This is a genomic window from Sphingomonas sp., assembly GCF_048594985.1.
Taxonomy (GTDB): Bacteria; Pseudomonadota; Alphaproteobacteria; order Sphingomonadales; family Sphingomonadaceae; genus Sphingomonas_I.
The window spans coordinates 1-15,513 of sequence record NZ_JBMDXG010000090.1; the positions used below are offsets into that span (position 1 = coordinate 1).

Annotated in this window: 11 protein-coding genes and 1 pseudogene; 9 read left to right on the forward strand and 3 right to left on the reverse strand. The window is 66.1% G+C overall.

Annotated elements, in window-relative coordinates:
- Positions 1 to 357: pseudogene (locus tag ACOJSF_RS03300) on the reverse strand (hypothetical protein); the annotation flags it as partial.
- Between the two features lie 309 nt (positions 358 to 666).
- Here ACOJSF_RS03300 and ACOJSF_RS03305 point away from each other — a divergent pair.
- The 3 genes from ACOJSF_RS03305 (at position 667) to ACOJSF_RS03315 (ending at position 3,018) form a co-directional block, all read left to right on the forward strand.
- Entirely contained in the window at positions 667 to 2,127 is a 1,461-nt protein-coding gene (locus ACOJSF_RS03305) for an amidohydrolase family protein (RefSeq protein WP_420140808.1), read from the forward strand.
- A gap of 74 nt (positions 2,128 to 2,201) precedes the next feature.
- Positions 2,202 to 2,531 (forward strand): hypothetical protein, encoded by a 330-nt coding sequence (locus ACOJSF_RS03310; RefSeq protein ID WP_420140809.1) that lies wholly within the window; start codon positions 2,202 to 2,204, stop codon positions 2,529 to 2,531.
- Positions 2,532 to 2,553: 22 nt separating this feature from the next.
- Positions 2,554 to 3,018: a YybH family protein gene (locus tag ACOJSF_RS03315; RefSeq protein WP_420140810.1), complete on the forward strand. Its 465-nt coding sequence runs from the start codon at positions 2,554 to 2,556 to the stop codon at positions 3,016 to 3,018.
- Between the two features lie 17 nt (positions 3,019 to 3,035).
- Here ACOJSF_RS03315 and ACOJSF_RS03320 read toward each other — a convergent pair whose 3' ends face one another.
- Positions 3,036 to 4,139: an alpha/beta fold hydrolase gene (locus tag ACOJSF_RS03320; protein ID WP_420140811.1), complete on the reverse strand. Its 1,104-nt coding sequence runs from the start codon at positions 4,137 to 4,139 to the stop codon at positions 3,036 to 3,038.
- A 35-nt stretch (positions 4,140 to 4,174) separates the two neighbouring features.
- On the reverse strand, positions 4,175 to 5,191 hold the full coding sequence (locus ACOJSF_RS03325; RefSeq protein ID WP_420140812.1) for an Ldh family oxidoreductase: 1,017 nt from the start codon (positions 5,189 to 5,191) through the stop codon (positions 4,175 to 4,177).
- 232 nt (positions 5,192 to 5,423) lie between these two features.
- Here ACOJSF_RS03325 and ACOJSF_RS03330 point away from each other — a divergent pair, with 232 nt between their 5' ends.
- The 6 genes from ACOJSF_RS03330 to ACOJSF_RS03355 form a co-directional block, all read left to right on the forward strand.
- Positions 5,424 to 7,133, forward strand: coding sequence for a gamma-glutamyltransferase family protein (locus ACOJSF_RS03330; RefSeq protein WP_420140813.1), 1,710 nt, complete (start codon positions 5,424 to 5,426; stop codon positions 7,131 to 7,133).
- A 63-nt stretch (positions 7,134 to 7,196) separates the two neighbouring features.
- Positions 7,197 to 8,933, forward strand: a complete 1,737-nt coding sequence (locus ACOJSF_RS03335) for a DUF885 domain-containing protein (RefSeq protein WP_420140814.1) — start codon at positions 7,197 to 7,199, stop codon at positions 8,931 to 8,933.
- A 29-nt stretch (positions 8,934 to 8,962) separates the two neighbouring features.
- Positions 8,963 to 10,741 carry a DUF885 domain-containing protein gene (locus ACOJSF_RS03340; RefSeq protein ID WP_420140817.1) on the forward strand — a complete coding sequence of 593 codons (1,779 nt, stop codon included), beginning with the start codon at positions 8,963 to 8,965 and terminating at the stop codon, positions 10,739 to 10,741.
- Between the two features lie 25 nt (positions 10,742 to 10,766).
- On the forward strand, positions 10,767 to 12,491 hold the full coding sequence (locus tag ACOJSF_RS03345) for a gamma-glutamyltransferase family protein (protein WP_420140815.1): 1,725 nt from the start codon (positions 10,767 to 10,769) through the stop codon (positions 12,489 to 12,491).
- A gap of 46 nt (positions 12,492 to 12,537) precedes the next feature.
- Positions 12,538 to 14,139, forward strand: coding sequence for a S10 family peptidase (locus tag ACOJSF_RS03350; RefSeq protein ID WP_420140818.1), 1,602 nt, complete (start codon positions 12,538 to 12,540; stop codon positions 14,137 to 14,139).
- 328 nt (positions 14,140 to 14,467) lie between these two features.
- On the forward strand, positions 14,468 to 15,513 hold a 1,046-nt coding region (locus tag ACOJSF_RS03355), incomplete at its 3' end, for a mechanosensitive ion channel family protein (protein ID WP_420140816.1).

Consider the following 15,513-nt stretch of genomic DNA (forward strand, 5'->3'; position numbering starts at 1 on the left):
ATTGAGGCCGCGCAGATTGACCGTCAGCACACCCGATCCGCCGCCGATATTCGCGGCCGAATTGTTGCCGGAGGAAAGCTGCGGAAATTCGTTGAGGGTCTTTTCCAGCGACACGTTGCCCGAGGAGCGAATCTCCGCGTCGCCGACCACCGTCACGGGGCTGGGCGCGGTGAGATCGGTGCGGACCAGGCGTGATCCCGTCACCGTGATCTCGGCGCCACTGGTGTCGGCCGCCGCGCTTTCCGTGGCGGCGCTTTGCGCATGTGCGGCGTTCAGGGCCAAAGGCGCACAGACCAACGTGCTGGCCAGCAGTGCTCTTTTGAAACGAGTCGAGTTGGGTACAGATACGATCGACATACTATAACTCCCTGACCGATGGGCTCAGGCCCGTTTATTGTTACCCCCTGGTCCAGTTGGACACTCGGCTTTCCTCACGACGATGTTCTATTTGGTATTGTCCGCGTTGTTCGATGTTGCGACGATGGCGCCGTGCCGATAACCGTGGTCGGCACGGCGCGGTCCAACGTCGCGCCTCACCGGCGTCGAATGGCTCTCTCGTCGGAAGCAATCTGTTTCGTCGGCCACCATTAACCCCCCGGATACTGGACCGTATACGAAATACCATATACCGCACGATGTGGGAGTCAACGCTGCATCGGTGTAAATATGACCAAATCAAGAATCCGGGCGCTTCTGGTCGCGTGCTGGGTGGCGGCGCTGCCCTCATCAGGAGTCGCTTGGTCCGCGCCCCTTGCGATCCGGGACGTCACGCTGATCGACGGTACGGGCGGGCCGGTGCGACCGGGCGTTACCGTGTTGATAGACGGCGGGCGCATCGCCGCCATTTCCTCCGCACGCCCGCCCAAAGGCGCGCGGATCATCGAAGGGCGCGGGCGATACCTCCTGCCGGGTTTCATCGACAGCAACGTGCACCTCACGGTCTACGGCAAGCCCGACCGGCGCGACACGTCGGCCAAGTATGGCGACCGCAACGAGGAATTGGGCGTCGAATTCGCCCAGCGCGCGCTGAAGCTTGGCATCACGACGATGATCGACAGTTACGGGGTGCTCCCGCCCGGGATCGCCGTGCGCGACCGGATTGCGCGTGGCGAGGTCACAGGCGCGCGCCTGCTCGTCGCGGGCAACATCGTCGGATGGGGCGGGCCGTTTTCGCTCACTTTCTCGCTGACCAAGGAATCGGATCTCTCCTTCTTCCAGGAAAAGTGGAACGACCTGCTCACCCAGGGCATGGGCGAGGAACTGGCCGACATGACGCCGGACGAGCTTCGCGTCGCCATGAACGCCTATCTCGACAAGGGCGTGGACGTCGTGAAATATGGCGGGACCAGCCATTTTCTCCGGCCCTCGCTGATCGGTTTTTCACCCGAGCAGCAGCGCGTGATCGTCGAGGAGACGCACAAGCGCGGCAAGCCCGTCCAGACCCATTCCACCAGCCCCGAAGGGCTGCGCCTCTCGGTCGAGGCGGGGATCGACCTCATCCAGCATCCCGAGCTGGCGAGCCGCGACCTGCCCGACGCGCTCGTCGCGTTGATCGTCAAGAAAGACGTGCTGTGCGGAATGCGGCCCAATTTCTTCACCGGCGAGGCGCGCCGCAAGCATCTCGCACGCCGGGCGGAGGTGGAAGCCGCGCAGGCCAAGCTGCCCCCGCCGTCCACTGGTGCCGAGCGCTGGCGGCGGTTCGAGGCGCTGGGCGAGTATGAGGACATCCAATGGCGCAACGCGAAGCGGCTGATCGCCGCGGGCTGCCGTGTTACGGTCGCGACCGACAGCTTCTTCGGCGACGCGCCCGAATTCCGGCGAACGCCGAAGCCCGATTATGACGAGCCGGGTATGGGCACGGTCCGCGCGATCGAGGGGCTGGTCGAACTCGGCATGACGCCAATGCAGGCGATCGTCGCGGGCACGAAGAATGGCGCGGCCGCGGCCTTCCTGTCGAAGGAGCTTGGTACGGTCGAGCCGGGCAAGGTCGCCGATCTCGTCCTGCTCGACGCGGACCCGCTGGCGGATATCCGCAACATCGAGAAGGTCAGCGCGGTGATTTCGGGCGGCAAGCTGGTCGATCGCGATCGGCTGCCCGAGGCCCCGATATTCATGGTCAAGCCTTGAACGCGCCCGCGCATCGCCTCACGCGCTCTGGCCTGGGAGCGGCCGACCGGAACATCGCTCCGGTCGAGCAGCAGTTGAATCTGCTGCTGGCCTGGCCGGGAGAGGAGGCCGCGCCGCGCGAACGGCCGGGCTTTTTCCATATAAGGACGCGCTGGGGCAGCGTGGATGCCGCGCTGCGCTACGACACCGCGCGTGGCGTGGTGGCGGGCAATGTGGTGCTGCACGGCACGGCGCCCCCGGCGACGACCCTTCGGTTGAGACTTCCCCTTGGTCGCCATATCAGCTTCGCGCGGATCGATGGACATGCGGTCAAGCCCGGTGGCCCCGGCCGCGACACGTTGATGCTGCCGCCGGGGCGGGCAGGGTGCTTTTCGATCATGATACGCACGGCGGAGGCATGGTAACGATGCGTTGCGGAGAGACGCTATGAAGATTTCCACTCTGGCTCTGTCGGTCGCGGCGTTGGTCGCCCCCGCGCTTCCCGCCGCTACGCCCGCCGAGGAGAAAACCGCGATCATTACGGTGATCGCGGACATGCAGGCGGCGTGGAACGGAGGCGACTTCCGCGGATATATGGAAGGCTTTGCCAATCCGCAGGTGGTGTTCGTATCGGGCGGTCGCATTCAGGACGGGTGGCAGGGCACGCTCGACCATTATATCCGCGACTATGGCGGCGATCCCGCGCGGCGCGGCACGGTGCGCTTCTACGATATGACGGTCGATCTGCTCGCGCCCGACGCGGCGCTGCTCATCAGCCATTACCACCTCGAACGGCCCGATCATCCGCAGGAGGGGATCAACACCCGGCTGTTCCGCAAGATCGGTGGGAAGTGGCGCATCACGATGAACCACGTCTCGTCCTACGAGCGACATGATCCGCCGGGGAATTGAACCCCCGGCGTCATGGATTATTTCTCGCTGCGGGCGAGCAGGTCGGTCAGGTCGTGGAGATAATTGACCGCCCAGGTGTGCGTGCCGTGCCCGCGCGTGTCGTCGCTTTCGGCGATCATCCGGAAGCGGGCCTGCGGCATCCGCTTCACCGCCGCGTCGGCGAAGGTGAAGTTGCGCGGATTGATAAAGTCGTCGGCCGAAGTGATCCACGTCAGCGGAACCGTGATTTTCTCCAGCCCCGGCCACGGATCGTAGGTGCGCGAGCTTTCGAACTGGTAGATCATGTCGTTGGCGTCGCGCGTCGCCATGTCCCGCGCCACGCGCTCGCGCGCGGCTTCCGTCGCCAGCTCGCGCGTCGGCCACTGCTTCTGGAAATAGAGCGGCGCCGCGCCCGCGACGACCGACAGCGACGATGCGGTCCGCAGGCCCTGCAGCGGCTGCGTCTTATATTCGCCGCCGGCCCATGCGGGGTCCGCCTTGATCCCGTCGATCAGCAGCTGCCGCCACATCCGGTTGAGGCCCGCGATCGCGACCGGCTGGCAGGCAAGCGGCATCAGCGCGCGCGCGAAGCCGGGATAGGCCTCACCCCATTGGAAGGCGTGCATGCAGCCCATGCTCGTCCCCATCAGCAGGCGCAGGTTGGCAAGGCCCAGCCCTTCGGTCAGCAGGCGGTGCTGCAGCATCACCATGTCGTCATAGTCGTACTGCGGAAAGCGCATGCGGAGGCCGTCGGACGGCTTCGATGACGCGCCATGGCCGATATTGTCGGGCAGGATGATCCAATATTTGCGGATGTCGAGCGGCTGGCCGGGGCCGTAGAGCTGGTCGGCGAATTGCGGCTGGAGGAACTGCCGCCCGCTGCCCCCGGTCCCGTGCAGCACCATCACCGCATTGTCGATCCGGCCGGATGCGTCGCGGTGCGGCGTGCCGAGCGTGCCGTAGTGGAGCCGGACCGATGCCATGCTCTCGCCACTGCGGAAGCGCACGTCCTTCGCGATGAAGTCCGCCTCCTTGAGCGTCCAGCGCGACGATTGAGGTGCCGCCGGTTGCGCGACCGGCGTCGCGGGAGCGGGCGCGGCGGCCGTCTGGAATGCAAACGCGATGAGGGCGGTCAGAAGCAAGTGTATCTCCTACGGCAATGCGCGTGCGGCCGGTGTCAGGCGAGCAGGCCCTGCAGATCGTCGTGCAACGCACGCGGTAGGCATATGCCATGTTTCAGGCTTCGCGCACGCGCCTCGTAACGGCGTTGCGAGGGCAGCCGGGCGCCTTGACCGGTGATGGCATCGAACAGCGTTTCCGCGCGCGCGATATGCTGTTCGGTCTCGCCGCCCAGGAAGCCCGCCGGATCGATGGCGAGGACGAACTCTCCCCCGATCGGCGAAGACCCCGCACCGTCGTCCAGCGCGAGCGATTCCGCGCTCGTCAGATCGCCGATCAGCGGCCCCGCAAGCAACTCCACCATCGCCGCGAGCGCCGAGCCCTTATGGCCGCCGAACGTCAGCATCGCGCCGTCGAGCGCGGCCTTGGCATCGGTCGTCGGATTGCCCCCCGCGTCGACGCCCCACCCTTCGGGAATGGGCTTGGCCGCGCGGCGATGCAGCTCGATCTCGCCGCGCGCAACCGCGCTGGTGGCGAAATCGAAGACGAAGGGCGAGCCGTCTGGCCTGGGCCAGCCGAACGCAATCGGATTGGTGCCGAACACAGGGCGCATGCCGCCCGCCGGCGCGACCCAGGCGTGGCTGGGCGTGCAGGCGAAGGCCACCAGCCCCTGCTCGGTGATCGCCTCGATCTCGGGCCACAGCGCGGCGAAGTGGACGCAATTGTTGATGCCCATCGCCGCGATCCCGCGCGTGCGCGCCTTCTTCGTCAGCACGGGCAGGCCGCGTTCGAAGGCCAGCTGCGCGAATCCGCCCCGCGCGTCCACGCGAACCAAAGCCGGCATCGCATCATGGATCTGCGGATCGGCGTTGCGGACGACCTTGCCAGTCTTCAGCGTGTTGACGCACACGATCAGCCGATAGGCACCGTGGCTGGCGCATCCATCGCGCTCCCCCGCGACGATCGTGCGGGTAACGGCCTCGGCATGGCGCCGGCCAAGCCCATGCCGCGTCAGGACGGCGCGTGAGAGTTCGGACAACCCGTCCAGCGTCATATGCACCGTGTCGTCCGTCATTCTCGTCCCGATAAATCCATTGAGCGCCAACAACTAAGACAGCCCTTGACGGATCGTATACGGTATAACAGACTATGCCAAGCTCGGTGTTGCCGGGGCCGGGATCGCAGCGCGAACGCGCGAACCCCGCGCACCGCTGAGAAGACTGAACGTACGGTTCCGGACAAACATGGATTGCCCGCTGCGGTGGGCGGCATCCGTCACGGGATCATCTCAAGGGGGGGGCAGTGAAATGAGACTGGTCGCGAAATTGCTTGCAGCGGGGTGCCTGACGGTCGCGGCCATCCCCGCTTATGCGCAGGAGCAGGGGCCGAAGCCTGCGGTCGCCGCCAAGAAGGCGATGGCGTCCGCCAACCATCCCCTCGTGACCAAGGCGATGGTCGAGATCATGCGCAAGGGCGGCAACGCCATGGATGCCGCGATCGCCGCCGTGATCATCCAGCCGATCGTCGAGCCGCAGATGACCACCCTCGCGGGTGGCGTGTCGATGCTCTATTACGAGGCGAAGACCGGCAAATATTACTATCTCGATGCCGAGCTGAACAAGACGAAGAAGGGATCGCCCAATTCGCCGGGCTGGATCGCCTATACCAGCACGGAAAGCCGCGTCGGCGAAACGTCGGGCATCCGCATCGGCGTGCCGGGGACGGTCGCCGGACTGAAGGCGGCGGCCGACCGGTTCGGCACGCTCAGATGGGCGGACTATTTCAAGCCGGCCATCGACATCGCGGAAAAGGGCTTCCCGATGTATTCCTTCCTCTATGGCGAGATGGCGGATGCCGCGCTCGGCCGGCTGTCGGCCTATCCGTCGGGGCGGGAGGAGTTCCTTCCCAACGGCTACGTGCCCCCCGTCGGCACGATCGTCACCCGGCCGAAGCTGGCCGCGACCATGAAGCGGATCGGCGCGGAAGGGCCGGATTACTTCTACAAGGGCGAATGGGCGAAGAAGTTCGTCGCCGAGGCCCAGCGCACGGGCGGCCAGATCACGATGGACGACCTGGCGAGCTACAGCGTCCGATGGGAGGAGCCGACGCGGTCGACCTACAAGGGCTATGAGATCATCAGCGCGCCGCCCCCCTCGACGGCGGGCGCGCTCATCTCGATGATCCTCAACATCATCGAGCCGTGGGACCTGAAGTCGCAGCCGCACTATTCGCAGTCGGCGGAGGTGTTCAACCGCATCCGCCGCACCTTTGCCTTCGCCGAAAGCGCGACCGACACGTACGTCAAGGATCCGCTCTCCTTCAACGTGCCGCTCGATACCCTTCTGTCGAAGGATTATGCGGCGATGATGCGCACCCTGATCGAGGGCGGCACGGCCAAGCCGCTGCCGGCGGAAAGCGCGGCAGCCGAGCTGCCGGGCGTGCAGGTCGCCGCAACGTTGGCCGACACGAAGGACCAGCGTTCGACCGACACCGATCATCTCGTCGCGGTCGATGCCGAGGGTAACATGGTCTCGGTCACCCACACGGTCTACGGCAGCACCTTCGCTACCGGCCTCGTGGTCGACGGCGTCGCGATGAACAGCGGCAACCCGTTCCCGGGCACCGGCACCGGCGCCGGGCGGCGCGTCATTTCGCCCTTCCCGCCGACGATCGTCGTCAAGGACGGCAAGCCCAAGCTCGTCATCGGTTCGCCCGGCCTGTCGTCGCGCGCGGTCGCGCTGACGCTGATCAACTATCTCGGCTACGGCATGTCGATCGAGCAGGCGGTCGATGCGCCGCGTTTCCAGGGCTCGCAGATCGATCTGCCCGCCGCGATCGAGACCCGCGTGACCCAGCAGACGCGCGACGACCTCACCAAGTTGTATGGCGTCGTGGTGCGGCCGACCACGCCCTATCAGTGGCATTTCGGGTCGATCCACGCGATCGAACGCGAGGCGGACGGCAGCCTGCTGGGTGTGGCCGACCCCCGCCGCACGGGGCTTGCCGCCGGCTTCTGACGCTTTGGGTCCGGGGCGAGGCTTCTCGTCCCCGGCCGCCTCTCCGATCCCAGGACATCTCCCATGCGCCCGCTTCTCGCCAGTTTCGCCCTGCTGCTCGGGACGGTTGTCGCGCCGGTCGCGGCCCAGCCGGCATCCGGCAGCGCCGACGCCCGCCTCAAGGCGCTGTACGATGCCGAGTGGACGTGGCGGATGCAGGAACTGGGCGCGGGGCCGGTTTGGGCGCGCGGCGGCCCGCATCTGCCGCACGAGGATCCGGCCAGCCAGCAGCGCCGGCTGGCCTATTGGTCGAACGCCATGAAGCAGCTCGACACGATCCCGTTCGACCAGCTCAGTGCCGAGGAGCGGGTCAACGGTGAGGTGTTCCGCACCGCGCTGCAGGGCTTCCTGACCGAACTGACCTACAAGGAGTATGAGGATCCGTTCGGTTTCTGGACGTGGCTGGCGCCGCGCTCCGGCTTCGGTACGGTCCAGGAATATCGCGACTATCTCGGCCGGCTGGGCGACATGCCGCGTTATGTCGACGAACAGATCGCCAACATGCGCGCGGGCCTCAAGCGGGGCTTTACCAAGCCGCGCGTCTCGCTTGCCGGGCGCGACAAGCCGATCGAGCCGCTCGCCTCGACCGACGTCGCCGTCAACCCGCTGTTCGCCGCCTTCACGCAGATGCCCGACAGCATCCCCGCCGCCGATCGCGACGGGCTGACCGCGCAGGGGAAAGCCGCCGTCGCGGCGGCCGCGCCCGCTTTCGCCAGGCTGCTCGCGTTCGTCCGCGACGACTATATCCCGAACGCACGGAAGACCACCGCGGGCGAGGCGCTGCCCAACGGCAAGGCCTATTACCTCGCCAAGATCCGCGATTACACTACCACCGATCTCACGCCCGACCAGATCCACCAGACCGGGTTGAAGGAAGTCGCGCGAATCGACGCCGACATGCAGGCGACGATGAAGGCGGCGGGCTGGACGGGCGATTTCCAGGGCTTCCTGAAATTCCTCAAGACCGATCCGCAATTCACCGCCAAAACGCCGTACGAGCTGATCGCGAAATCGGCCTATGTCGCGAACATCATCAACGGCCAGCTCAAGTTCACGGTCGGGCGTCTCCCGCGCTATCGCTTCACCATCCGGCAGACGCCGGCCAACATCGCGCCGTTCGCGACGGGCGGGAATGGCGGCCTCGAAAGCTGCCTGATGAACACGTACAATCTGCCCGCGCGGCCGCTCTACACGATCCCTCCGCTCACCGCGCACGAATGCGTTCCCGGCCACAGCTTCCAGGCGGCGCTGGCGCTCGAGGCACCCGACCGGCCCGAGATCCGTAAGACCACTTATTTCTCCGGTTATGGCGAGGGATGGGCGCTCTATCAGGAGTGGCTCGGCACCAAATGGGGCATTTACGAAACGCCCTATGACGAGTTCGGGCGCGAGACCTACGAGATGTGGCGCGCCGCGCGGCTCGTGGTCGATACCGGCCTGCATCACATGGGCTGGACGCGCGACCAAGCGCTCGACTTCATGAAGAGCCACACCGCTCTGTCGGACCATGAGGTGACGATCGAGGTCGACCGTTACCTGAACGACCCCGGCCAGGCGCTCGCCTACAAGCTGGGCGAGATGCTGATCCGGCGCGAGCGCGCCAAGGCGGAACAGACGCTGGGGCCGAAATTCGACCAGCGCTGGTTCCACGATACCATCCTCGGGTTAGGATCGGTGCCACTCCCGACGCTCGAACGCGTGCTCGACACATGGATCGCGGACGGCGGCCCCGATCCCTATGCCGGAAAGGCCGACCAATGACCTGCCGTCCCTATCGCCGGAGCTTGAACATGCGCCGATCCGCTCTCCTTGCCGCCGTCCTGCTGGCGACCGTGCCCACCGCAACGGTCCTTGCCCAAGCCGCTCCGCCGACCGAGACAGGGGCCGCCGACGCCCGGCTGCGCGCGCTTTACGACGCCGAATGGGCGTGGCGGCAGAACGAGTTCGCGCGCCGCGTCGATGACGACCCGTTCGAGGCGGGGCAGGACCATTTGCCCAAGGTCGATGCGGCCAGCCAGGCCCGCCGCCTGGCCTATTGGGAAAAGACCCTCGCATCGCTGAAGACCATCCCGGTGGATCAGCTGAGCCATGAGGAGCAGATCAACGCGGCGGTCTTCCGCACCAGCCTGGAGGCGCTGATCGCCAACCAGCGCTACAAGACTTACGAAGCGCCGTTCAACGCCGACAGTCAGTTCTGGTCGGTCCTCGCCTCGCGCGCGCCGTTCAACACGGTGGAGCAATATCGCCGCTATCTCGGTCGCCTGTCCGACATTCCGCGCTATTTCGACGAGCAGATCGTCAACATGCGCGCGGGGCTGAAGCGTGGCTACAGCGTGCCGCGCGCGACGCTCGAAGGGCGCGACGCTTCGATCACGGCCTATGCCGCCGCCGACCCGGCCAAGAACCCGTTCTACGCGGCCTTCGCGACCATGCCGGCATCGATCCCGGCGGCCGAGCAGGATCAGCTTCGCGCGCAGGCGCGTCAGGTGATCGCCGACAAGGTCCTGCCGGCCTACGGCAAGCTGCTGGCATTCTATCGCGACGAATATCTGCCGAAGACGCGCACGACCTTCGCGGCCGAGGTCATGCCCGACGGCAAGGCTTTCTATCAGGCGCAGATCAGGGAATATACGACCACCGATCTGACCGCCGAGCAGATCCACAAGATCGGCCTCGACGAGGTCGCGCGCATCACCGCCGACATGGAGAAGACCAAGGCGGACGCCGGCTTCACCGGCAGCCTTGCGGAGTTCATCACCTTCCTGCGCACCGATCCGCAATTTTACGCCAAGACGCCCGACGAGCTGATGGGCATCTCGTCCTATGTCGCCAAGCGGATGGACGGCCTGCTCAAGACCACGATCGGCTTCCTGCCGCGCTACCGTTTCACCATCCGGCCCGTGCCCGATGCGATCGCGCCCTTTTACACGGCGGGGCGTGGCGGGCTCGAAAGCTGCCTGATGAATACCTACAACCTGCCGGTCCGCGCTCTCTATCAGATCCCCGCGCTGACGCTGCACGAATGCAATCCGGGCCACAGTTTCCAGGCGGCGGTGGCGATGGAAGCGCCGGTGCCGAACCGCCCGGCCTTCCGCAAGCAGACCTATTTTTCGGGCTATGGCGAGGGGTGGGGACTCTACACCGAGTGGCTCGGCAGCAAGATCGGCATCTACCGCACGCCCTATGAAGAGTTCGGGCGCGAAAGCTACGAGATGTGGCGCGCGGTGCGCCTCGTGATCGACACGGGTGTGCACCATTACGGCTGGAGCCGGCAGCGCGCGATCGATTATCTCGCCAGCCACACCGCCTTGTCGCAGCATGAGGTGGAGACCGAGGTCGACCGCTATATCAGCTGGCCGGGACAGGCGCTCGCCTACAAGCTCGGCGAGCTGACGCTGCGCCGCATCCGCGCCAAGGCGGAGAAGGAGCTTGGCCCGAAGTTCGACCAGCGCTGGTTCCACGACAAGTTCCTCAGCCTCGGCTCGGTGCCGCTGACCGTGCTGGAACAGGAATTCGACCTGTGGATCGCCGCCGGCGGCCCCAATCCCTACGCCGACCAGAAGTCCTGACGCGTCACCCGGGGGGCATCGCACCATGAGAAAAAGCATCCTTGGCTTTATAGGTGCCGTCGCCTCGGCGCTCACACTGGCGGCCGCTCCCGCCGCCGCGCAGGAGCAAGGCCCCAAGCCGGCGGCACATGCGAAGAAGGCGATGGTCTCTTCGAACCACCCGCTCGTCACGAAGGCAATGCTGGAGGTGCTGAGAAAGGGCGGCAACGCGCTCGACGCCGCGATGGTGGGCATGGTGCTGCAAACCGTGGTCGAGCCGCAGATGACCACGCTCGGCGGCGCGATGGGCTTCCTCTATTACGACGCCAGGTCGCAGAAATATTACTATCTCGACGGCGAGCTCAATCACACCAAGGCGAGCGCGCTGGTCAGTCCCGGCTGGAACCACCTGTCGTCCGGGCGCGGTGGCGTGTCCGAAACGTCGGGCCGGCTGGTCGCGGTGCCCGGCATGGTCGCGGGCATGAAGGCGGCGGTCGACCGCTTCGGCACGCTCAAATGGGCGGACTATTTCCAACCCGCCATCGCCGCCGCCGACAAAGGCTTCCCGATGTACTCCTTCCTGTATGGAGAGATGGCGGACGTCGCGCTCGGCCGCCTTTCGGTCTATCCGGCGTCGCGCGCGGAATTCCTGCCGGGCGGCTATGTCCCGCCGGTGGGCACGACCATCACCCGGCCCAACCTCTCGCGCACGATGCGTCGTCTGGCCGCCGAGGGGCCGTCCTATTTCTACACGGGCGAGTGGGCGCAGCATTTCGTTGATGCGGTGCGCAGCGCGGGCGGCGCCATGACGATGGAGGATCTTTCCTCGTACAAGGCCGAGTGGCGCGAGCCCGTCCGGTCGACCTTCCGGGGCTACGAACTCATCGCCTCGCCGCCGCCGGCGACGGGCGGCACGCTGATCGAGATGATTCTCAACATCGTCGAGCCGTGGGATCTCAAGGCGTGGCCGCATTATTCGCAGTCGGCCGACACGTTCCAGCGCATCCGCCGTGCCTTCGCCTTCGCCGAAAACCTGACCGACGATTATTTCGAGGATCCGCGCGCCTTCGCCGTGCCGACCGACGTATTGCTGTCCAAGGATCTCGCGCGCAGCCTGACCGCGCTGATCGACGGCAGCATGCCGGTTCCGGCGGGGGCGGCGGCCGCCGCGCCCGTCGATCCGGCGCGCGAGCAGTTCGCCGCCAATCTGGCGGACATGAAGCGTGATCCGCACAGCACCGATACCGATCAGATCGTCGTGGTCGATGCGCAGGGGAACATGATCTCGCTCACGCACAGCGTGAACGGCCCGACCTTTGGCATCGGTCTGGTCGTCGACGGCGTGGTCACCAATGCGGGCAATGTCTATCCGGGCAAGGTCATCGGCAACGGCATCCGCACCGTCACGCCCTTTCCGCCGACGATGGTGGCGAAGGATGGCAAGCCGGTGCTGACGATCGGCTCGCCCGGCCTTGCCTCGCGCGCGGTCGCGCTGACGCTCATTAACTATCTCGGCTACGGCATGTCGCTGGAAGCGGCGACCGACGCGCCGCGCTTCCAGGGCGCGCAGCCTTCGGTGCCGGCGACGATCGAATCGCGCGTGACGGATCAGACGCGCGCCGAGCTCACCAGCCGCTATGGCGTGAGCGTGCGGACGACGACGCCGTACAACTGGCATTTCGGCTCGATCCACGCGATTGCACGCGAGGCGGACGGCAGCCTGACCGGGGTGGCGGATCCCCGCCGCAGCGGCCTGGCCGCAGGCTATTGAAACGACAAACAGCAACCCGGCCTAAATTCCTGGAGTGAAGAACAATATGCGCATCCGATCCCTTCTTCTGTCCGCGACGATGCTGGCGCTCGTCGCCACGCCGGTCGCGGCGCAACGCCAGCCGTCGCGCGACGTCACGCGTCCGTCCGACGAGCCGGGCGATAGCGACGCCATGGCGCGCGGCCGGCCCGACACGGTGAGCGATCCCGCACTGGCGCAGGCGAGCGCGGTCGAGGATGCGCAGCCCAAGCGCGGATCGGTCGCGGTCAACGGCAAGGTGATCAACTACACCGCCACGCCCGGCACGCTGACGATCCGCAACGACGAGGGCGAAGCGATCGCGTCGATGTTCTATGTCGCTTACGTGGCCGACCGTCCGAAGGGCGCGCCCGAGCGGCCGATCACCTTCTCCTTCAACGGCGGTCCCGGCTCCTCGTCCATGTGGCTGCACATGGGCTCGATCGGGCCGGTTCATATCGAGACGCTGACCCCGACCGCGCAGCCCAATCCGCCTTTCCCGATCAAGTCCAATCCCAACACCATCCTCGATCATTCGGACGTGGTGTTTCTCGACGCGATCGGCACCGGCCTGTCGCGCCCGATCGGCAAGGCGAAGGGCGCCGATTTCTTCGGGGTCGATCAGGATATCGACGCCTTCGCGCGCGGCATCATGCGCTATCTGACGATCAACGATCGCTGGAACAGCCCGAAATTCCTGTTCGGCGAAAGCTACGGCACGCTGCGGTCCTCGGGCCTCGTCTATGCGCTGCAGCAGCGCGGTGTGCAGATGAACGGCGTGATCCTGCTCTCGTCGATCCTTAATTACGGCATCCGCCAGCCGGGCTACGACCAGATCAACGTTACCTACCTGCCGAGCTATGCGGCCACTGCCTGGTATCACAACCGCATCGCCAACCGCCCGGCGGCGCTCGAACCCTGGCTGACCGAAGTGCGCGAATGGGCGCGCGGGCCCTATGCGACCGCGCTGCAGAAGGGCGACGACCTGCCCGAGACCGAGCGTCAGGCGATCGCGCAGCAGCTCAGCGCCTATACCGGCCTGTCGGTCAAATATATCCTGGATTCCGACCTGCGCGTCAGCCTCGGCCGCTTCCGCAAGGAATTGATGCGCGACCAGCATCGCACGGTCGGCCGGCTCGATTCCCGCTTCATCGGCATGGATGTGGATTCGGCGGGCGAGGAGCCGGAATTCGACACGACCGACACGTCGATCAGCGGGCCGTACATCACCGCGCAGAACAAATATCTGTTCGGCACGCTCGGCTACAAGACCGGCCTCAGCTACCGCCCGAACTTCTACAGCGGGATCAGGGGCAAGTGGGATCAGGGACACCAGGCCCCCGGAGGCGGCGCGAAGATGGCGCTAGCCGACACCGCGCTCGACCTGTCCGCCGCGATGCGCCAGAATCCGAACCTCAAGGTTCTGTCGATGAACGGCTATTACGACTTCGCGACGCCGTTCTTCGGCGCGGAATATGACCTGAAGCATATGCAGGTCGACCCGTCGCTCCGGAAGAATATCGGCTACACCTACTACGAGTCCGGCCACATGGTCTATGTCGACCCTGCCGTGCACAAGCAGTTCACGCGCGACATGGGCGCATTCATCGACATGGCCAGCGGGCGCTGATCACTCGATAATGACGCGATGACTGCCGAGGACATGCCGTCCGCGCCCCGGCGCGCGGGCGGCATGTTCGGCCACCTTATCAGCCCGCTCTATCCCGCCGCGAGCGAGGCGAGCCAGCGATAGGGGTGAAAGACTCGGCGGGGGTGAGGATCGCGACCCTTGCCAACCTGCCGCTGGTCGTCAGCGCGGCGCGGGAGGGTAGGGGCGCGCTGAATATCCATCGGACGGTCGTCATGGCGGACGAGCCGCACATTATGGCGGAACGGGTCGTTACGCGACCGGTTGACCAGATGGATCTGACCCCAGCGGGAGAGGCACGGTGCCGGACATGCGGTGGGCCGCCGGCGAGGCATGGCTGCAAATTCTGATCACGGTCACGATTGCGGTGACGGCGGCATTGCTGCTGCATCGCTTTCTGGTGTTCGTGGCGCGACGCGCGGCTCGGCGCACGGCGACCACGACCGACGACATCCTGATCGCGCGGCTGCGGCGTCCGGCGCGGTGGCTCATGGTCGCGTTCGCTTTGTCGGCGATCGCGCCAGGGCTTCCCCTGGAGGAAGGCACCCGCGCGATCTGGCGGCAGGTATCGGGGCTGGCCGTGCCCGCACTGATCGGCTGGTTCGTCGTCGCGGTGCTTGGTGCGCTGCTCGACATCGTCAACGTGCGGGCGGACATCAGCGCGGCGGACAATCTCGCCGCGCGGCGGCGGCGCACGCGGGCAGCGATCCTGTATCGTGTCGCGCTGTTCGTCGTGCTGCTGATCACCTTCTGCATGATGCTGATCAGCATCCCCAGCGTCCGCAGCATCGGCGTCACCCTGATTGCCTCGGCGGGTCTCGCCGGTCTGGCGGTCGGCGCCGCTGCGCAGCCCGCGCTCAAGAATCTGATCGCCGGCATGCAGATGGCCTTCACCGAACCGATCCGCATCGACGATGTGGTCATCATGGATGGGGAATGGGGGCGGATCGAGGAGATCCGCCTGACCTTCGTCGTCGTCAAGATCTGGGACCAGCGGCGCCTCGTCGTGCCCGTCTCCAAATTCCTCGAATCGAGCTTCCAGAACTGGACGCGCGAGACCAGCGAACTGCTCGGCACCGCGTTCCTGCACCTGGATCCTACCGCCGACATTCCGCGCCTGCGCGCAAAGCTGGAGGAGGTGGTGAAGGACGACCCCAAATGGGACGGCCGCGTCTGCGTGCTGCAGGTGACGGAAACCTATGTCGATCATATCGAAGTGCGCTGCCTGGTGAGCGCGGCCGTCTCTGGCCTCGCCTTCGATCTGCGCTGCAATGTGCGCGAAGCAATGCTGCGCTTTCTGGCGGAGGAGATGCCCGAGGCTCTGGCGCGGCGCCGGATGGAGATCGTCGGGCGGGA